We start from the raw sequence: 21,209 nt of genomic DNA, 5'->3' as shown, positions 1-21,209 counted from the left end.
ATCTTTTTATTAGCAATTTTAGTATTAGCAAATTTACAAGTTCTAAATTTAAGATTTTAACCCCAAAAACAACCAGATTTGTCTTTTTTTATCAGCTCTATAAACTCATACAGTTTACCAACTATTGGCTTTGGCGTATATGGTAACCATTTATTGTTGCCCGAAAGCCAATAAATTTTCCAAACATCATTAGACTTTACAAACTTAGCTCTTGCAATTGGAAAATGTTGCGACACTTTTTTATCATCCCATTTTGGTCTAATTTCAAAAATTTCAACAACGTTATTTTTATACAAATACCAGATATCAACTTGATCCCTTACTTCTTCTGGCGGGCGAATACTTTCTATATATTCTTTTAATTGTATGTCTATAAAGTCTATTGTTTTCATCAAATTGTTAGCTAATACTAATGTGTTTAATACTATTGTTTTGTAAAAATACTACATTTTTAGTTCAAAATAATTACAAAGTAAACCAAGGTTAAGGAGTTAAATCACGTTGAAATTGCTCCAACTGTTTGTGTACTATTTTAAACCATAATGGAGGTATCAATGCTAACAACATCATTCCAGGGTAACCCGTAATCATTTGTGGACTGTTGGGCGTTGAGTCAAGAAGTTGATAATGTTTACTTGCTTTAAAATGGTGGTCTGAATGCCTAGATAATTCAAATAATATAGTTCTTCCAACAAGATGATTAGAATTCCAAGAATGTTGTGGTAACACACGCTCGTACTTTCCGTTTACATTTATTTTTCTAAGCAAACCATAATGTTCTATATAATTAACGGTTTCTAACATAATAATTCCAAAAATAGCTGCACCTATAAAAGCAATCATGGTGCTAAAATTAAAATAATAATAAATTCCAGCTATTAGTAACAGTTGCGCAATGGTGTAATTTAGCATTCGGTTGTTGAAAGAAAAAAAATGGTTGCTTTTATTTTTTAAACGTTTTGTTTCAATTTCCCAAGCTTGCATGTAACTTCCAATTTGAGAACGAAACCAGAATAAAAATAACCATTCGCCTTTTCTAGCAGTTGCTGGGTCTTTTGGTGTTGCAACATTATAATGATGTCCGCTATTATGATAGGGTAAAAAATGAGTTTCTAATGAAGTTAATAATAAAATTTCACCTAAAAATTGTTGAAATCTATTTTTTCTATGTCCTAATTCATGACCCACGTTAATTCCGAAAATACCGCAAAGCACACCAAATGATAAAATTCTTCCTATAAATTCAAAATTTGAAACAGACTGTTGTATGGTGAATAAAAAAAAGATTAAAAAACCTACCTGAACCAAAACAACTGCATATAAAACGAAATCAAAAAAAGAATCATTTTTTAATTTTAGTTGTTCTTCTTTAGTGAAATTTTTAGTGCTGGGTTTGAATACTAATTCTAATATAGGGATGAAGCTAAAGGAAAATAATAAAGGTAAATAAGTCCAAATACCATAATTTGTAAACGAAACATAAACAGTTCCAGCAAGTATGAAGACACTTAAATATTTTAATTTGGACATAAATGCATATTAAGAAGTTAAATATACATTAAAAAATGAAAAAGAGACTGTCTAAAAAGTATCTTTTCACGTTCATTGCGAGGAACGAAGCAATCTATAATATCTATTCTGGTATTCAGAAAAAGATTACTTCACTATGTTCGTAATGACGGTTTTCAATTCTTTTTAAACAGCCTCTTTTCTATGTGAAATTTTAAATTTGAATTATAATAAATCATTTACAACTCTAACACCTTCAGCACTTTCCATAAATTTAGCTTTTTCATCAGCTGATAATTCAATTTCTACAATTTTTTCTATTCCGTTTTTACCAATAATACAAGGAACGCCAATTGAAATGTCGCTTAATCCATATTCACCTTCTAATAGGGCCGAACATGGGAACATTTTTTTAGTATCACAAGCAATTGCCTGAACCATTGAAGAAACCGCAGCTCCTGGCGCATACCAAGCGCTAGTACCTAATAATTTAGTTAAGGTTGCACCGCCAACTTTAGTTTCTTCAGCAACTTGTTCAATACGTTCTTTTGATAATAATTGAGCTACAGGAACACTATTTCTAGCAGCTAAACGTGTTAAAGGCAACATACCAGTGTCACTATGCCCAGCTATAACCATACCCTCAACGTCAGATTGAGGACAACCCAATGCTTCCGCTAATCTATATTTGAAACGTGCACTATCTAAAGCGCCACCCATTCCTATAATACGGTGTCTAGGTAATCCAGATGATTTATGCGCTAAATAAGCCATTGTATCCATTGGATTGCTTACAACAATAATAATAACGTTAGGAGAATGTTGAACCAAACTTGCTACAACAGATTTTACAATTCCAGCATTAATTCCAATTAATTCTTCACGTGTCATTCCTGGTTTTCTAGGAATTCCACTTGTAATTACAGCAACATTGCTTCCTGCTGTTTTTGAGTAATCATTTGTTACACCAGTAATTTGGGTGTCAAAACCCATTAAAGAAGCTGTTTGCATAAGATCCATTGCTTTTCCTTCTGCAAATCCTTCCTTAATATCAATTAATACTACTTCTGATGTAAAATCCTTAATTGCTATGTACTCCGCGCAACTTGCACCTACAGCACCAGCGCCTACAATTGTTACTTTCATTTTTAAATATTTTTTAAATGTTTTGTTTTGTTAAAAATTTCTGAAACTCAAAAATACAATAATAATTAGAGATACTAGGTAACTTTTGTACAAAAAAAAGGGGCTCCCGAAGGATCCCTTTTTTTTAATTTTATAACTATATTTTATGACTATTACCTAAAACTAAAGGCGAAGCCTCCGCTAATGGTATTGTATTCTTGAACCGTGTAATCTGCAAAAATTTTAAAGAAACCTAAACTCAATCTGGCACCAACAGTAGCTCTTATTCCACTTGCTTCAAAATCTAAATTTACAGGATCCGTTACAGTTTTAACTTTTTTATCATTTGGAGACGGTAAACCAGTATTATATTCTAAATCATAGGTTCCTTTCATTTTAAATTCTGAAGTTCCAGCGGCATATCCAATACCACCATAAAAATTAATAATAGGGAAATTCAATGATGCAATAGCCTGAACGGTATATGACGATAAATTAAATGTAGCTTCTTGATTAGAACCAGAAATTGAACTGTCATTCTGAATATTGTAATTCACATCCATCGATGTATATGCGCCAAGCAATGAAATGTGCAGTGGTGTTTTTTCAAAAACACCAAACCAATTGGTTATTTCTTTTTTAAGTCCCAGACCTAATAAATTACCCTTAACATCATTAGAACCAACTTCTGGAACCAAACGAATCATTACATCAAATTGTTTTGGTAATCCAAGACTAAACTGAACAGACGGCGTAGGAACTGCATTTAAAGGTAGATCTTCTTTTACTCCTGCCGGCATTGTAAAATTAGCCGTTACTTGTTGACCTTCCACAACCGCTTTGATTTCAATGGGTGCTTCTAAGCTATTCGAACCAGCCACCGTTGCGCCAATTACAGATGTTGAAGTTGTTGAAGAAGATAAGCCAAGGTCAGCAAATTTAAAAAATTCGTCTTTAGAAGGCACTATTGACGCGTTTAATCCTATTGAAATATCGAATCCAAATTTTTTATGTGCTTTTGCGGTATGGTACCAGCCACTATTCATGCCATAAATTAACCCTTTCATTGCTGGATTCATATAGGCTTCTGTTAGTTTGTTTGCATCCTGAACACCAGCTAATAAAATAGCTTCAAGTCCATCTTGAGCTTTCAAATTAAAGTTAAAGGCTAACACGATGAGCATTAATACAATTTTTTTCATAAATTTAGTTTTTAGCAAATCAAATATAGTAAATATTAAACAAAAAAAAGACTGAAAAAATCAATCTTTTTTTTGTTATTTTGAGTTGAATTTTAGCGGTTAAGCGTCAATTTTTGCATATACAGCATTTTTCTCAATAAAAGCTCTACGTGGTGGAACTTCATCTCCCATAAGCATTGAAAAAACTCTATCGGCTTCTGTTAAATTATCAATAACAATTTGGCGCATAGTTCTAAATTCTGGATTCATTGTAGTATCCCAAAGTTGTTCTGCATTCATTTCTCCTAAACCTTTGTAACGTTGAATACTAACGCCACCACCCATATTAAGAGCAATCATATCACGTTGGTTATCATTCCAAGCATATTCCCGTTTCTGACCTTTTTTAACCAGATACAAAGGTGGTGTTGCAATATAGATATGTCCGTTTTCAATCAATTCTTTCATATATCTGAAAAAGAATGTCAATATTAAAGTTGCAATATGACTACCATCTACATCGGCATCACACATAATAACAACTTTATTATAACGAAGTTTAGATAAATTTAATGCTCTTGGATCTTCTTCAGTTCCAATAGAAACACCCAAAGCTGTGAACATATTTTTTATCTCTTCATTTTCAAAAACTTTATGTTGCATTGCTTTTTCAACATTCAAAATTTTACCTCTTAATGGTAATATTGCCTGAAATGCTCTATCTCTTCCTTGTTTAGCGGTACCACCTGCGGAATCTCCCTCAACTAAAAATATTTCACATTTATCTGGATCCGTTTCTGAACAATCGCTTAATTTTCCAGGTAAACCACCCATAGTCATCACCGATTTACGCTGCACCATTTCTCTGGCTTTTCGTGCTGCGTGACGAGCAGTTGCTGCTAAAATAACTTTTTGAACAATTGTTCTAGCATCACTTGGGTTTTCTTCTAAATAATTAGTTAGCATTTCTGAAACAGCCTGACTAACAGCAGCCGTAACTTCACGGTTTCCTAATTTTGTTTTTGTTTGCCCTTCAAACTGAGGTTCAGCAACCTTAACAGAAATAATTGCAGTTAATCCTTCACGAAAATCATCTCCTGAAATTTCAAATTTCAAATTTTTAAGCATTCCAGAGTCGTCAGCATACTTTTTTAAAGTGGCTGTTAATCCACGTCTAAAACCGGCTAAATGAGTTCCTCCTTCATGTGTATTAATATTGTTAACGTATGAATGTAAATTTTCAGAATAAGAAGTGTTGTAAACCATAGCAACTTCTACTGGAATCCCATTTTTTTCACCCTCCATTGAAATGATTTTGGCGGTAAGTTGCTCACGGGTTGCATCTAAGTAACGTATAAATTCAGGTAATCCTTCATCGCTATAGAACGTTTCAACAGGAAAATTTCCTTCCTCATCTGGAGTTCTATTATCAAGTAAAGTAATTGTAATTTCTTTATTTAAATAGGAAAGTTCACGCAATCTAGTTGCAAGTGTGTCATAACTAAATTCAATGGTTTGTGTAAATATAGAAGTGTCTGGTAAAAAAGTAACTAATGTACCTTTACTATCAGTCTCTCCAATTATTTTTGCAGGATACAACGCTTTTCCTTTTGAATATTCTTGTTCCCAAATTTTACCATCCAAAAAAACGGTGGCTCGTAAATGTTCTGATAGGGCATTTACAACTGAGACACCTACACCGTGTAAACCTCCCGAAACTTTATATGAATCTTTATCAAATTTACCACCCGCACCAATTTTAGTCATTACAACTTCCAATGCTGAAACTCCTTCTTTTTTGTGCATTCCAACTGGAATACCACGTCCATTATCTGTTACAGAAACCGAGTTGTTTTCATTGATAACAACGTCAATTCTATCACAATGGCCTGCCATTGCTTCATCTATAGAGTTATCTACAACCTCATAAACTAAATGATGTAGTCCTCTGACACCAATATCTCCAATATACATAGATGGACGCATACGCACATGCTCCATACCTTCAAGTGCCTGAATACTATCTGCAGAATAACTGTTTTTCTTTATTTCTTCGCTCATAATTAAAAATATTTTTAATAACTACAAATATAAAAAATAGACAAGTCATTTTAAGGACCAATAATCAATGTAATCAAAAGTTATCAACAATAAATTTTTTTATAAAAAGTTCTTTAAATCGCTTTAAAACACGTTTAAATTGGAAATGAGAACCATTGATTAAAATTATTTTTTTAAGTATACCTAAAATTCACCATACATCTTTAAAATGACTCGTAATGTTTAATTATTTTTATTTATAAGAGTAGTTTTTAACTAAAATAAGGCGATTTATAAAAAATTAAAAATACTTTTTATGGTTTATGCTTTTTAATATTATTTTTGCGGATGCAACATAAGGTACTTATTTTAGATTTCGGGTCGCAATACACTCAGTTAATTGCGCGAAGGGTTAGAGAACTCAATATATATTGTGAGATTTTCCCTTTCAATAGTAAAAATTTTAACGTGTCAAATTTTGGAACAGTTATTTTATCTGGAAGTCCATTCTCGGTTAGAAATGGAGACGCTCCAAGTCCTGATTTAACATTAATAAAAGGAAAAATACCTTTATTGGGCGTTTGTTTTGGCGCACAATATTTAGCACATAATTATGGCGGAAAAGTGGCTTCTTCAAATACAAGAGAATATGGAAGGGCAAATTTGTCATTTGTTAAAAAGGATGAATTATTTTTTGAAGGTGTTGAACTCGGAAGCCAAGTTTGGATGAGCCATAGCGATACCATTGTTGATTTACCTCAAGAGTTTGAATTAATTGGAAGTACTCACGACGTTAAAAATGCTGCCTTTAAAATTAAAAATGAAGTAACTTATGGAATTCAGTTTCATCCAGAAGTGTATCATACCTCAGATGGGTTGAAGATATTGGAAAACTTTTTAGTAAAAATTGCAAAAATCGAGCAAACTTGGACTCCAGATTCTTTTGTTGATTCAACAGTTAAAAAATTAAAAAAGAAATTAGGTGACGATAAGGTTGTTTTGGGACTTTCTGGAGGTGTAGATTCAACTGTTGCTGCCACATTATTAAGTAAAGCTATAGGTAAAAATTTATATTGCATTTTTGTAAATAATGGATTATTACGAAAAAATGAGTTTGAAAGTGTTTTGGAACAATATTATGGAATGGGCTTAAATGTTAAAGGTGTTGATGCTTCGGCACGTTTTTTGAAAGCTTTGGAAGGAAAAACAGATCCAGAAGAAAAAAGAAAAGCGATTGGAAAAACGTTTATCGATGTTTTTGATGATGAAGCACATTTATTAGAAGGTGTAAAATGGCTTGGACAAGGCACTATTTACCCTGATGTAATTGAGTCGGTTTCTGTGTCTGGAGGACCTTCAGCTACTATAAAATCACATCATAATGTTGGTGGATTACCGGATTTTATGAAGTTGAAAATAGTAGAACCTTTAAAAATGTTATTTAAAGATGAAGTTCGTAGAGTGGGGGCTTCATTAGGAATTGATGCAGAGCTTTTAGGAAGACATCCATTCCCAGGTCCTGGATTAGGAATTAGAATTTTAGGAGATATTACTGAAGAAAAGGTAAGAATGTTACAAGAAGTAGATGCTATTTTTATAAACGGATTAAAAGAAGCAGGTTTGTATGATAAAGTTTGGCAAGCAGGAGCAATGTTATTACCAGTTAATTCAGTAGGAGTGATGGGTGACGAAAGAACGTATGAAAAAGCAGTTGTTTTACGTGCCGTAGAATCTACTGATGGGATGACTGCCGATTGGGTAAATTTGCCGTATGAATTTTTACAAAAGATATCTAATACTATAATAAATAATGTAAAAGGCGTTAATAGAGTAGTATATGACATTAGTTCAAAACCACCTGCAACTATTGAATGGGAGTAAATAAATATTGAATAATTTCAATTTATGAAAAAAATAAACACCTTATTAATTTGTTTGTTAATGTTATGTTCTATAGCATTAGCACAACAAAAAAAATACATTTCTTATATTGTTAAGCAAGGCGAAACTATTAAAAGCATTGCAAAAGAGAATGATTTGTCTACACGAGATTTGCTAAATTTAAACCCCGATGTGAGCAGAAATCCTAGTGTTGGGACTACTATTATTATTCCAAATAAAAATTTTGGAAAGTTTGAGGCAAAGGACAATGAAACTACTTCTACACATAAAATTTCGACTCCATTAAATACATTTAAATATATTGTTGTTAAGGATGATACTGTTTATAATTTAACCAAACGATTTGGAATTACCGAATTAGATTTATTAGAAAACAATGCCGTTTTTATCGAAGGGGTTAAAGAAGGCAAACAGTTAAAAGATCTATTACAGTTGGGAATGGAATTAAATATTCTTAAACCAAATACAAATGTAATTATTAATTATATAGTTGTAAAAGATGATACGGTATATAATTTAACAAAAAGGTTTGGGGTTACAGCAGAGGATTTAAAAGCTTTAAATCCTTCGTTGGAAGAAGGTTTAAAATTGGGAATGGAGCTTAAAATTAAATCTTCAAAGCCGTTAGATTCGGTTGTAGTATCAAGTGGTTTTCCGAAACGTATAATAAATGGCGATAATAATGTAAATGTAAAAGGTCAATTTATAGAAAAAATAAATTTCAATAAAACAATTGATTTGGTACTCTTGTTGCCTTATAATATTAGTACATTGAACGATTCAATTAAAAGAGTTCAGTTTAATAATCAGAATTCATTATTATCCATTGCAACAGATTTTCATTTAGGAGCTGAAATTGCGATTGATTCATTAAAACAAAAAGGGCTACGAATTAATGTGAAGTATTTAGATTCAGAAAATTCAACTAGAAAATTACAACAGCAAATGGCTAATCATAATTTGAATGAAGCAGATGTTATTATTGGTCCCTTATTTTTTGAAAATGCACATTGGTTATCTAAAAATGTTAGAGTACCTATTATTGCTCCGTTTTTCTCTAAAAAACAAGATTTGCTTTCGGATGATAACTTAGTAAAATCAGCACCTGATCTGGATATTTTAGAGGTAAAATTATTGGCTTTTTTGAAAAGAAGTTATAAAGGAGAAACTATAATTGTTATTAATGATGGTAAAGAAGAATCTCAAAGAGATTTATGGAAAATTGTAGGAAAGTTAAAAGAATTTAATTCAAATGGATTGGTTTCAGTAATTAAACCAGAAAACGGATATATTAATGCAAATAGAATAACCGAAAAATTAAGTCATAATAAAGATAATTGGGTATTTTTAATATCTGAAGACAATATAACAACGGCTTCAACTTTAAATGCCTTAAAAGGTGTTTGGGATAAATTAACTGTGAATTTAATTACCCTAAATAAAGGAAGTAATTTCGATAATGTAGACAATAATTTATTGGGTAAATTAAACTTCACCTATCCTTCGGCTGATTATTTATATACAGATGATAAGAATACAAAAGTATTTTTTGAAAAATACATTACAAAAAATCATGTAATGCCTTCCAAATATGCTATTAGAGGGTTCGATATTACCTATGATGCTATTGTTCGGGCTGCGAGCGCTCCAACAGTAAAAGAAGGTTTGTTAGCAGGGAAATCGGTTAGAATTTCTTCGGTTTTTAAGTACGATAAAAAAGAATCTGGAAGTTTTGAAAACTCGGCTGTTTTTATTATTCAGTATAATAAGGAGCTTGTACCAATGGTTGTAAACTAAAAAAAGCAACTTTCAAGTTGCGTTTTTTATATATTACAAAAAAAATATTTAGATTTTTTTCATTTGTTGTTTTAACATTTTTATTTGCTCAGCCAACATGTTTTGAGTGTCTAATTTTTTAGCTTCATTCATTAAAAGTGTAGCTTCCCTTTTTCTTCTTTTGGTCATTGCTATTCCAGCAAGTTGTAACTTAGCCATGGCTTCGTCATGTTTCATATTCAACCCTAAACTTAATGCCTTTTTAAAGAATTTTTCTGCTTGTGTTATATTGGTTTGAGAAACCAGAATACCATGCAAAAAATTGAAATAACCTTCTTGTTTTTTTATTAAGGCACTACTTGGATTTTTTATATATGATAGCCATTTGGTTGCTCCAGCAAAATTTTGTTTTCTTAATTGAAGAAAAGCCAACAACAAAAATTCATTTTTAAAATAGAACAAAACAAAAATACCTGATAAAAAAATTAATGAAATACCGTTCATTATTTCTTTATCCATAAATTGAAAAACAGACCACACAACAATTGCCGCAGCAATTACCAATTTTATATATTTATTAAACATTGTTTATTTTTTTATGAATGCAAAGTTACATTTTTGCATTCATAAATTTTATTTTTGATAATATTTTTTGAATTTAATAAAAGCAAACACCGATAATACGGCTACAAAACCAATTGCATAAAATATAAATGTAGGTGTAATTACCTTATCTCCACTTGCATAAGAGTGTAAGCCTGAAAGGTAAAAATTAACACCAAAGTATGTCATTAAAATGGATGCAAATGCCGCTATCGAGAATAAATTAAATGTAAATCTGCTTCTTAATCCTGGCACTAAACGCATATGAAGTACAAATGCATAAATCATAATACTAATTAATGCCCAAGTTTCTTTTGGATCCCAACCCCAATAACGACCCCAACTTTCATTAGCCCATTGGCCACCTAAAAAATTTCCAATAACAAGTAAAACTAAACCAACAGTTATAGCCATTTCGTTAATTATTGTTAATTCTTTAATAAGGCTTGATACTTTTGCTTTGTTAGATTTAGTGGTTAATGCCATTAAGAATAAGGAAATTAAACCTAAAATCATTGCAAGGGCAAAAGGTCCATAACTTGCCACAATAATGGAAACGTGAATCATTAACCAGTACGAATTTAATACAGGAACTAAACTTGCAATTTCTGGATCCATCCAGTTCCAATGTGCCACCATTAAAATAAATGAAGTTAAAAATGCAGTTGCGGCAATAGTCATAGAAGACTTTCTTCCAAAAATTAAACCGAATAACATGGTAGCCCATCCAACATAAATCATAGACTCATAAGCGTTACTCCAAGGAGCGTGGCCACTAACAATCCAACGAGCAATTAAACCTCCTGTGTGCAATAAGAATAAAACAATAATTATTGCAATGCTTCCTTTTATCAGGTAGTTGATTAACTTATTGTCTTTAAAAATTTGAATAATAACAAATAGAAACATCAGTGTTCCTATGTACATGTAGTAACTAAATAGTTTTCTAAATACATCGTATTTATTGTAGGCAATTTCTAAATCAATTTTATGATCTTTTGGATAAACAGCACTACCATATTTTTTTTGAAAATTTACGATACCTCCTAAAATTTCATTAGAATCGTCATAATTTTTAGATGTTTTAGAATCATACAAGGTTTGTAAATAAATTGGCAATATTTGTTTTACAAATAGAGAATCTTCACCTTTAAAATGAGCATTTTCTATATTATTATGAGAAACCCATTTATTATTTATATCATTTGGAATAGGAAAAATTCTTAAAATATCACCAACTATTGCAGAATACAACAAGTTCACTCTTCTATCAACATTAATAATATCTTTTTCATACTTACTTTTAATGTTGCTTTTTTGAGCCTCTTGCTGAATTTCAGCTAATTTGTAAATTCCTTCATCGCTAAAGAAATTTGATAAAGCTGCATATTTAGCATCTTGAGAAATGCCAATAATATCTCTTAATTTACTATTTCCTTTTTCAATATAAATGATAGGAATTTGAAACCATATTCTTGGATTTTGTTGAATAGATAAAAACACTTGAGTAGCATTCATATCTTCAAAAGAATCATTTTTACTAACTTTTCTTAGTAATTCAGATGCATAAGTATGAATTGGCTTCATCCTTCCTCCATCATCTTGAATTATTAATTTAGCAAATTTTTCAGTATGAATTTCATCAATTTTATTGGCGATTAGTACCGAGTCTATTTCTGCTTTTGTAATTGCATGACTGTGGTCTTGAGCAAAGCTCAATGAAGAAATAAATAATAATGCTATAACAGTTACACCTTTTTTTATAGATTTATTTTTTCGTAATGATTTTCTCAAAAAGTCGAAACGCGTATTTTTCATAAAAAGAATTAAAATAAGACCTGCATACAACATAAAGTAACCGATATAAGTTATTAAAGTTCCCCAGTAATCGTGATTTACAGACAAGTGTGTTTCTTCATATTCATCTGTAATGTTATAACTAGATTGAAAGAATTTGTAACCTTTATAGTTTAAAATATTATTCATAAAAATTCTAAAATCAAATGTTTCATCGGGAGCAATAACGGTTACTTCACTTGCATAGGACATAGCGCTTTCAGATCCTGGATATTTATCTAAAATAAAATCGTTTAATTTAATGCTAAAAGGTAATTGCATTTGCATAGCACCATAACTCATTCTAAAATTAAGGTTTCCAACTGTAAATTCAGTAGGAGCTTGCATTGCAAATTTTTCGCCATATAATTTTATTTCTTTAGTTTGGTCACCAACAACTACATCAAAAACTAATTGAGATAAAGACGATTCGTCTTTATTTCCTGAAATGGTTTTATAGCTTCCTTTTACAGGTCCTTGAGGCACTACAAACTGAATGCCAGCAATTGAATGTACCGCTAACAAAGAAAAATCTTGAACAGAATCTTTTGCAATAATTCCTTCAAAATTATCAGCCATTCTGTAAAAGTTTCCTTCAATTTGAGATTTAATGGTTATTTTACCATTAGATGTCTTAAAGTCTATTGCATTGATATTTGGAGAATCAAACCCAACCAAAACCCCATGTACGTCATCTGAACTTCCTTTTTGAATATAGTGATTGTGTCTTCCACCACCACTTGATTCTACAATAAGTAAAAAATCCTTACTGTCTGGAGACGCTGGAGTTACCGAATCTAGTTCGAAAATTTCTTGAACATTTGGTATATAACTTTTTAATTTTACAGATACGTCAGTTCCTTTAAAATCTGTTTTATATTGGTAATTATTAGACCCAAGAGCGCTTAATAAAATTTCTTTATGAAAAGGTGTTTTTTGTTCTTTTCCATCGTTTACAACAATACTGATAAAGCTTTTTTCTGTTAAAAAAGTGTCGCTAACAGCACCTTCTTGAATTGGCATAATACCTTCGAAACTAATGTAACGTGTAATCCCGGCTCCAATTATTATGAATAAAAAGGCTAAATGAAATGCTAGAACAACAAGCTTTTCCTTTCTATATAATTTATATTTAAAAATATTTCCAAAAAAATTAATAGCAAAAACCACCATAATTGCTTCAAACCACCATGCATTATAAACCAAAACTTTTGCGGTTTCAGTTCCATAATCATTTTCAATAAAAGTTGCAACACCCATTGAAGTTGCAAAAACTAAAAATAAGACAGCCGTTACTCTTGTTGAATAAATAAGCGAAAAAAATTTGTTCATCTAAAATAAGTTTAAAATTAAAATGAAATGCAAAAATAGGTATAATTGACTTAATTATCACACCTAAAAATAATGATTCAATTTTGTTGAATTTATTGACAAAGATAAAAGTAACTTTTATTACACACTATGATTATTGTCATAATAAAATGATAAAATAGAGGGTGTTTTTAATGTTTATTTTAAAAAAAATGTATTTTTGTAGTCAAATAGCTAAGAATTGAATAATCTAAATAGGTTTAAAGAATATTTTAAGATTTCACTTTATATAAAGCGACCTGAATGCTTTATTAAGTAGATTATCTATCAATTTCAAAAAGATTTTACACAATTTATTTAACGTACTAAATATTATTTTATGGAATTACCATACGCTGAACCATATAAAATTAAAATGGTTGAATCAATTAATAGATCCACCAAAGAGGATCGTTTAAAATGGATAAAAAAAGCAAATTATAACTTATTTAATTTAGCATCAAACAAAGTTTATATTGATTTATTAACGGATTCTGGAACTGGTGCAATGAGTGACCAACAATGGGCAGAAATGATGATTGGTGATGAAAGTTATGCTGGGTCATCATCATTTTTAAAACTTAGAAAAACAGTTAAAAAAATTACAGGATTTAAATATTTTCTTCCAACCCATCAAGGTCGAGCAGCAGAGAATGTTCTTTTTTCTGCATTAATTAAAGAAGGTGATGTAGTGCCAGGAAATTCACATTTTGATACAACCAAAGGGCATATTGAATTTAGAAAAGCAACTGCTGTTGATTGTACCATTGATGAGGCTTTTGACACTTCGGTTATACATCCATTTAAAGGAAATATTGATCTTGAAAAACTTGAAAATGTTTTTAAAAAATATCCGAAAGAAAAAATTCCTTTGGTTATTTTAACCATTACTTGCAATAGTGCTGGGGGACAACCTGTTTCTGTCCAAAACACTAAAGAGGTTTCTCAATTGTGTAAAAACTACGGAATTCCATTGTACTTTGATGCAGCTCGTTTTTCTGAAAACGCCTATTTTATTAAGAAGAGAGAGGTAGGATATGCACATAAAACCATTAAGGAAATTGTTAAAGAGGTTTTTTCGTATGGTGATGGAATGACTATGAGTGCTAAAAAGGATGGATTAGTAAATATGGGTGGTTTTATAGCACTTAACAATGAAGATGTTTTTAAGCATGCGACTGTATTTAATATAATGTATGAAGGTTTTATTACCTATGGAGGGATGAATGGAAGAGACATGGGAGCTTTAGCAGTGGGGTTAAACGAGTCTACAGAATTTGATTATTTGGAAAGTAGGGTTGAGCAAGTTGCCTATTTAGGTCAAAAATTGGTTGATTATGGAGTTCCTGTACAACAACCTTTTGGAGGGCATGCCATCTATTTAGACGCAAATAAATTCGTACCGACTATACCAAGGGAAGAATATAGAGCTCAGGCTTTAGCTTTGGAATTGTATGTTGTAGGAGGAATAAGAGGGGTCGAAATTGGTACTGTTTTAGCTGATAGAGATCCATTTACTAGAAAAAATAGATTTCCTGAATTAGAATTAGTTAGATTGGCAATTCCAAGAAGAACATACACAAATAACCATATGGATTATATTGCAGCAACCTTAAAAAATATTTTTGATACTAGGGAAGATGCTAAATCGGGCTATAAAATTGTGGATGAAGCTCCAATAATGAGGCATTTTACTGTTAAATTTGAAAAAATATAATACTTATTGGTCTTTTTTTGATATTTTTGTATAAATAATTTAATTTATGTATAAATAATGTTATCACGTGCCAGTAAATATGCAATTTTAGCAACACTGTATTTAGCAACTAATTCTAGTAAGGACAAAAAATTAAGTGTAAAAGATATAGCATCAACATTGGAGGTTCCAAGCCCATTTTTGGCAAAATTATTTCAACAGTTGGTTCGGGGTAAAATTATTTCTTCAACAAAAGGTCCAACGGGCGGTTTTTTTTTAACAAAAAAGAATGGCGATAAAACTGTTTGTGATATTATTGAAAATATTGATGGATTAAATAGATTGAATGAATGTTTTTTAGGTTTGTCAGAATGTGATGGGTTAAATCCTTGCCCAGTTCATTTTATTGTTGAACCGTTTAAAAATAGCATTTTAGGTAAATTTAGAGACAAAAGTATTCTTGAATTCGCTAAAGAAGTTGATGAAAAAAAGCAGGTATTAACATTAAAATCCCTTGAATCTTAACAATTAATCATTTTTTTTTCTTCACAATGATATTTATCAGTAAAATATTATTTGAGTATTATTATCTTTGCATATAATAAAAGATAAAAAGGTCTTTTATTATTAATGAAATTAATTAACCAATAAATTTTCAAAATATGTTATCTAAAAAACAAGCACGAGCTTTCTTTCTGGGTGGGACATTAGTAACCTTTCTTATTTTTATAGGGCTCACAGTGTATTCTTTATCAGAAGGAGTAGATCAAACAAATCACAAAGATCTTACAGAATCTGCCATCCGAGGGAAGGCTATTTGGGAGTCTAACAATTGTATGGGATGTCATACAATATTGGGAGAAGGTGCCTATTACGCGCCAGAATTAACAAAAGTTGTTGATCGATTAAACATTAAATATGATGGCAATGGTGAAGATGTCATCAAAAGTATTTTAATGTCAGAAGGCCCTTGGCAGCCAAATGGAAGAAAAATGGTAGCATATAATATGTCGGAGCAAGAAGCAGCTGATGTTGTTGAATTTTTTAAATGGATTGGAAAGATTGATTTAAATGGATTTGATAGAGTTGTTTCACCATTAGCAAAAGATAAACAAAACAAATAAAAAATAACATTATGAAATAGCTAAAAACAAATTTTCATTAAGACAAAAATGATTGTAAGCTATTGATAATGACCAATAAAAACAAATAAAAAATAACATTATGAAATATAAATCACAAAAAGTAGCTTATTGGTTTTTTGCACTTTCAATGCTGCTATTAGTTTTACAAATTGTTTATGGATTTGTAATGGGTTTTGCCCGAATAGGTTTCGACAATTTACATGAATTTATACCTTTTAACACTGCAAGAGCGGTTCATACAAACTTATTAGTAGTATGGTTGTTGTCTGGTTTTATGGGTGCAGCTTACTATATAATACCAGAAGAAGCACAAAAAGAATTAGTAAGTGTTAAATTGGCATATGTTCAATTAATTAGTTTGGCACTTGTTGGTGTTGCAGCAATTGTTGGATTTCATTTTAATATTTGGGAAGGTCGTAAATTTTTAGAAATTCCACGTCCTTTAGATTATTTAGTTGTTGCTAACGTATTATTATTTCTAGGATTAATTTTAGTAACTCTTTTTAAAGGAAAGCGCCAAACAACTACGGCTTTAGTACTTTCCATGGGACTTTTGTTTGCGGCATTATTATACTTGCCAGGAATGTTGCAATTCGACAGTCAAGTTACAGATTCATTTTTCCGTTGGTGGGTTGTTCATTTATGGGTTGAAGGTGTTTGGGAATTAATTATGGGTGGTATTTTATCGTTCTTATTAATTAAATTAACTGGAGTTGATAGAGAAGTTATTGAAAAATGGTTATATGTAATTGTTGGTTTAACCTTCTTATCAGGAGTTTTAGGAACGGGTCATCACTATTATTACATTGGAGTAAATAAAATTTGGATTATAGTTGGAGGAATCTTCTCAGCTTTAGAGCCTTTAGCATTTTTAGCAATGGCATTATTTGCAGTAAATATGTACAGAAAAGGGGAGAAAAAACACCCAAACAAATTGGCACTTTATTGGACTTTAGGAGCTGCAATTGTATCATTTGTAGGTGCAGGTTTATTAGGATTTGCTCATACATTACCGCAAACAAATATTTATACCCACGGAACTTTAGTAACTGCAATGCACGGACATTTAGCATTTTGGGGAGCATACGGAATGATTGTTTTGGCAATTATAAGTTATAGTTTACCAAACATGACAGGTAGAAAAATGTATGATAGTTCAATAGGTCGAGCAGCTTTTTGGTTGTCAAATGTTGGAATGGTTGGTATGACTGTTGCATTTGGAGTAGCAGGTGTTGCCCAAGTTTATCTAGAGCGTAAATTTAAAATGGATTTTATGGCAGTTCAAAATGAAATTAGTATCCATTTTGTGGTTCTAGTATTATGTGCTTTGGTTTTTACAACAGGAATTGCACTTTATATTGTCGATTTTTATAAACACGGTAAACCAACAGATGAAGCATTAGGAATTAATGATTAAATTTTTTTAATTTTTTAAAATATAATTAAAGTAGTTTTTTAAAAATAGGCCAGAGTTAAGATTGTTAGTCAGCAATATACTGTTCACTCAAAATCAATGACTCTGGTTTTTCTATTTTGTAATCTAAATATTGAAATCACATGAAAAACCCATTACCTTATTATCATCAAATTGGTAAAGAAGTTGAAGTATTTGAACATGCCTATAAAAATAAAATTCCATTTTTATTAAAAGGACCTACTGGTACGGGAAAATCTAGATTTATTGAGTTTATGGCGCATAAATTAGATAAAAAGTTAATTACTATTAGTTGTCATGAAGAAACATCTTCGACTGATTTGATAGGTAGGTTTATCATTAAAGGAGCTGAAACTATTTGGATGGATGGACCATTAACCGTTGCTCTTAAAACAGGTGCTATTATTTATTTAGATGAAATTGCTGAAGCTAGACCCGACGTAATTGTGGCAATTCATTCGCTTACAGATCACCGGCGAGAATTGTTTATTGATAAGTTAGGAGAAACTGTAAAAGCACATGCCGATTTTATGTTGGTTGCTTCATTTAATCCAGGGTACCAAAAGGGATTTAAAGAATTAAAACCCTCAACTCGACAACGTTTTATTGCAACCTCTTTTGCTTATCCAGAAGCTAAAATTGAAACTGAAATTTTAGTAAATGAAACTGGAATTGAAGACGGTATTGCTAAAAAATTAGTAAACATCGCAACAAAAATTAGAAACTTAACTGAGCTCGGATTAACAGAAACAGTTTCAACCCGATTATTAGTAGATGCAGCAAAATTAATTCATAGTGGTTTAGCAAAACGATTATCTGTTGAAGTTGCAATTGTAGAACCATTAACAGATGATTTAGAGATTGTTGAAGCCTTAAAAGATTTGTGTAACCTAATGATTTAAAAAAGTATTCAGTTAACAGTTCCAGTTAGCAGGTAATTCTGCTTTATTAAAGACTGAAAACTGTGACTGAAAACTGAAAACTGAAACAATGTTCGAACCAGATGAATATCTATTTACTAAACTAGCTTACTACTTTAAACGAAGACGATTAAAGAAGGAAGAAGCTTTGGAGTATGCTGTAAGTTTGGAGGACTTGAAACCTCGTTTAACCATTTTAGCACGTGCAATTACCGGTGAGTCTATCGAAATATATGAAGCTGAGCGAGAAGGTGGTTTCAAAAACAATAATTTCTTTTTACCTGTAAAATTCACTGATTTTCCTTCGTCCGATGAAAATATAGCGTACTATTTATTCCGAGTATTGTATTTGTCAGTTCAAAAAAATTTGAATTTGAATTGGAACGACAACCAAGAACATGAATTACTAGAATCGCAACAAAAAGCAGAAGAAACCTCAAAAGAAATATTGGATTCGTTATTTGAACAGTTTCCAATTACAGAAAAATATTATACCAATTTTAAAACTTTTTACTCTTCAAAAGTGAAAGACGAATCATTGGCTGATTTTTCATTTATTTATGGAAAATGGATGCGAAATAACCCAGAGGAAGATTTAGAAAATAGCCTGAATAATTTTACTGATAAAGTAAAAAAAGCTGACGAAGAAAAACCAAAAACCATTTTAAAATCAAAAGCTGTAGAAGAAATAATTTCGGTTCAGATTGATGTAAAACAACAAGAAGATGCAGTGTTACAACATCAATTTGAAAAAGTAGAAACTGCTGAAGAATTTGGAGGAAATTTTAGAGATTTTGATGGTGATGATGAATTAGATGACCATTCAAATGCGTTGGAAGAAATTAACATGAAATATACGGTTCGTGTTGATGATACAGCACATTCTGTATATCAAGCCGATTTTATTGAAAATACTACAGTTTCTGAAAGTGCAGAAATTGATAGTAAAGGATTTTATCTTAAATACGATGAATGGGATTATACAAAACGCCTATATAAACAAGATTTTTGTAAAGTTTATCCGAAATCCTTATTAAAAACTGATGTTGCATATTTTAAAAAAACCTTGAAGGAAAATGCTTCAACATTAATGGGCTTGCGTAAAATGTTGACTACTGTAAATAATAAGTACCAACAACAAAGAAGGCAACCACAGGGGGAGGAGTTCGATATTGATGCGATAACCGATTTATTTGTTGATGTACATTCCGGGCATACACCTTCTGAAAATATATACATTTCAAAAAGGAAAAAAGAAAAGGATTTGTCTATTTTATTGTTGTTAGATATTAGTTTATCTACTGATGGTTACGCTGCTGGAAACAGAGTAATTGATGTTGAAAAGCAAGTCTCTATTTTGTTTGGTGAAATTTTAAATGAATTTAATATTGATTTTTCTATCGATTGTTTTTATTCAAAAACCAGAAATCATTCTTCGTATATCACCATTAAAGATTTTGACGAAGATTGGAATAAAGCTAAATTTAAAGTAGGTGCCATTGAACCGAACGGTTATACTAGAATTGGCGCTGCTTTACGCCATTCTGGAGCTATGTTAAACAAGCGAAACACTAAAAATAAATGGGTTATTTTATTATCCGATGGAAAACCAAATGACTACGATAAATATGAGGGAAAATACGGTGTAAATGATGTTAAACAAGCTCTTAGAGAGCTAAATGAACGTCAAATAAATTCATATGCCTTAGCAATTGAGGCACAAGCAAAATACTATTTACCTCAAATGTTTGGACAAAACCATTATCAAATATTAACAACACCAGTTGAATTATTAAAATCGATGGTTCAATTGTATGAAAAAATTAAACACCAATCATAAAATTTAAAATTATGAATATTACCAAAGAGAATACAATTGCAGAAATTGTATCAAATAAGTTAGGGTCAGATCACGTATTTAGCAAGTATAAAATTGATTTCTGTTGTGGTGGGAATATGACCTTAGAAGCTGCATGCAAAGAAAATAAAGTTGATTTTGAAATGCTAATGCAAGAAATTGAAACTATTAATATAAAAATAGGAGGAGAATACAATTTAAAAGATATGGATATTAGTTCTTTGATTGAAAAAGTTAAAGAAGAATATCATAATTATTTGGATGAAAATGTTTCTCAAATTACACCAATTTCGGCTAAAGTTGCCGAAGTACATGGATTGGAAAATCCGGAAGTTATCGAAATTAATGTATTAATAAAAGGAATTGAAATTGTTGTACTTGAAATGCTTAAAAATTCGAATAACACATTATTTCCTACTATTGAAAAAATATTGACTTTAGATAATATTTCAGCTGACATTTCAGAGAATCAAATAGAAATTGTGAAAAGGACCGTAAAAAAGAGTGAAATTGCTCACCAATTGGTGAGCGATACTTTTAAAGAAATTTCAAATTTATCGTCCCATTATTTAGTTCCAGAGGGCGCTTGCAATTCCTATCGATTTTTATATCAAAAATTGCATGAATTAGATCATCAACTTCAAAAATACATACATTTTAATACCCACGTATTTCTTCCAAAAATTTTAAAAACCTGTACTCAATAACTTAACGCAACAAATCTAAATTTATAGATTTGTTATATGATACGTAAAAAGAATAGTCGGCTTACTCACAAAGAAAGAGTGCAAATTGAGACACTTTTAAACGAAAATAAGTCAAAAGCTTACATC

The 21,209-nt window shown here is 30.8% G+C and carries 16 protein-coding genes; 9 read left to right on the top strand and 7 right to left on the bottom strand.

The features are described from left to right. Positions 1-56: 56 nt before the first annotated feature. The 5 genes from Q8S45_RS06645 to gyrB all read right to left on the bottom strand — a co-directional run bounded on the left by Q8S45_RS06645 (position 57) and on the right by gyrB (position 5,876). Entirely contained in the window at positions 57-392 is a 336-nt protein-coding gene (locus Q8S45_RS06645; RefSeq protein ID WP_305602650.1) for a DUF3024 domain-containing protein, read from the bottom strand. A 91-nt stretch (positions 393-483) separates the two neighbouring features. After that, complete coding sequence (locus Q8S45_RS06640; protein WP_305602648.1) at positions 484-1,530, bottom strand: alkane 1-monooxygenase; 1,047 nt, start codon at positions 1,528-1,530, stop codon at positions 484-486. Positions 1,531-1,734: 204 nt separating this feature from the next. Continuing rightward, entirely contained in the window at positions 1,735-2,655 is a 921-nt protein-coding gene (locus tag Q8S45_RS06635) for a malate dehydrogenase (protein ID WP_305602645.1), read from the bottom strand. Between the two features lie 152 nt (positions 2,656-2,807). After that, positions 2,808-3,836: a DUF6588 family protein gene (locus Q8S45_RS06630; protein ID WP_305602643.1), complete on the bottom strand. Its 1,029-nt coding sequence runs from the start codon at positions 3,834-3,836 to the stop codon at positions 2,808-2,810. Between the two features lie 99 nt (positions 3,837-3,935). Next, positions 3,936-5,876, bottom strand: a complete 1,941-nt coding sequence (gyrB, locus tag Q8S45_RS06625) for a DNA topoisomerase (ATP-hydrolyzing) subunit B (protein WP_305602641.1) — start codon at positions 5,874-5,876, stop codon at positions 3,936-3,938. Positions 5,877-6,203: 327 nt separating this feature from the next. On the opposite strand from gyrB, the gene guaA reads away from it, so the two are divergent. Together guaA and Q8S45_RS06615 are read left to right on the top strand one after the other, a co-directional pair. After that, positions 6,204-7,736, top strand: coding sequence for a glutamine-hydrolyzing GMP synthase (gene guaA / locus Q8S45_RS06620; RefSeq protein WP_305602638.1), 1,533 nt, complete (start codon positions 6,204-6,206; stop codon positions 7,734-7,736). Positions 7,737-7,760: 24 nt separating this feature from the next. Further along, a complete protein-coding gene (locus tag Q8S45_RS06615) occupies positions 7,761-9,554 on the top strand; it encodes a LysM peptidoglycan-binding domain-containing protein (RefSeq protein ID WP_305602635.1) in 1,794 nt (597 codons plus the stop codon). A gap of 48 nt (positions 9,555-9,602) precedes the next feature. Here Q8S45_RS06615 and Q8S45_RS06610 read toward each other — a convergent pair whose 3' ends face one another. Together Q8S45_RS06610 and ccsA are read right to left on the bottom strand one after the other, a co-directional pair. After that, entirely contained in the window at positions 9,603-10,118 is a 516-nt protein-coding gene (locus tag Q8S45_RS06610; protein WP_305602632.1) for a DUF2892 domain-containing protein, read from the bottom strand. Positions 10,119-10,166: 48 nt separating this feature from the next. After that, a complete protein-coding gene (gene ccsA / locus Q8S45_RS06605; RefSeq protein WP_305602629.1) occupies positions 10,167-13,304 on the bottom strand; it encodes a cytochrome c biogenesis protein CcsA in 3,138 nt (1,045 codons plus the stop codon). A gap of 358 nt (positions 13,305-13,662) precedes the next feature. Here ccsA and Q8S45_RS06600 point away from each other — a divergent pair, with 358 nt between their 5' ends. The 7 genes from Q8S45_RS06600 (at position 13,663) to Q8S45_RS06570 (ending at position 21,083) form a co-directional block, all read left to right on the top strand. Beyond that, positions 13,663-15,039 carry a tryptophanase gene (locus Q8S45_RS06600; protein WP_305602627.1) on the top strand — a complete coding sequence of 459 codons (1,377 nt, stop codon included), beginning with the start codon at positions 13,663-13,665 and terminating at the stop codon, positions 15,037-15,039. A gap of 57 nt (positions 15,040-15,096) precedes the next feature. Further along, positions 15,097-15,543, top strand: coding sequence for an Rrf2 family transcriptional regulator (locus tag Q8S45_RS06595; RefSeq protein WP_305602625.1), 447 nt, complete (start codon positions 15,097-15,099; stop codon positions 15,541-15,543). 215 nt (positions 15,544-15,758) lie between these two features. Continuing rightward, on the top strand, positions 15,759-16,142 hold the full coding sequence (locus Q8S45_RS06590; protein WP_305602622.1) for a cytochrome c: 384 nt from the start codon (positions 15,759-15,761) through the stop codon (positions 16,140-16,142). A 100-nt stretch (positions 16,143-16,242) separates the two neighbouring features. Continuing rightward, positions 16,243-17,580, top strand: coding sequence for a cbb3-type cytochrome c oxidase subunit I (locus tag Q8S45_RS06585; RefSeq protein ID WP_305602619.1), 1,338 nt, complete (start codon positions 16,243-16,245; stop codon positions 17,578-17,580). 140 nt (positions 17,581-17,720) lie between these two features. Beyond that, the gene (locus tag Q8S45_RS06580; RefSeq protein ID WP_305602617.1) at positions 17,721-18,500 is read left to right on the top strand and encodes a CbbQ/NirQ/NorQ/GpvN family protein; all 780 of its coding nucleotides are present in this window, start codon (positions 17,721-17,723) and stop codon (positions 18,498-18,500) included. An 88-nt stretch (positions 18,501-18,588) separates the two neighbouring features. Continuing rightward, positions 18,589-20,358: a nitric oxide reductase activation protein NorD gene (locus Q8S45_RS06575; RefSeq protein WP_305602614.1), complete on the top strand. Its 1,770-nt coding sequence runs from the start codon at positions 18,589-18,591 to the stop codon at positions 20,356-20,358. Positions 20,359-20,369: 11 nt separating this feature from the next. Next, on the top strand, positions 20,370-21,083 hold the full coding sequence (locus Q8S45_RS06570; protein WP_305602612.1) for a DUF542 domain-containing protein: 714 nt from the start codon (positions 20,370-20,372) through the stop codon (positions 21,081-21,083). Positions 21,084-21,209: the final 126 nt, after the last annotated feature.

Source organism: Lutibacter sp. (genome assembly GCF_030692605.1).
Classification (GTDB): Bacteria; Bacteroidota; Bacteroidia; order Flavobacteriales; family Flavobacteriaceae; genus Lutibacter.
Note: the sequence above shows the minus strand (reverse complement) of the source record. Positions and strands in the feature narration are given on the sequence as shown.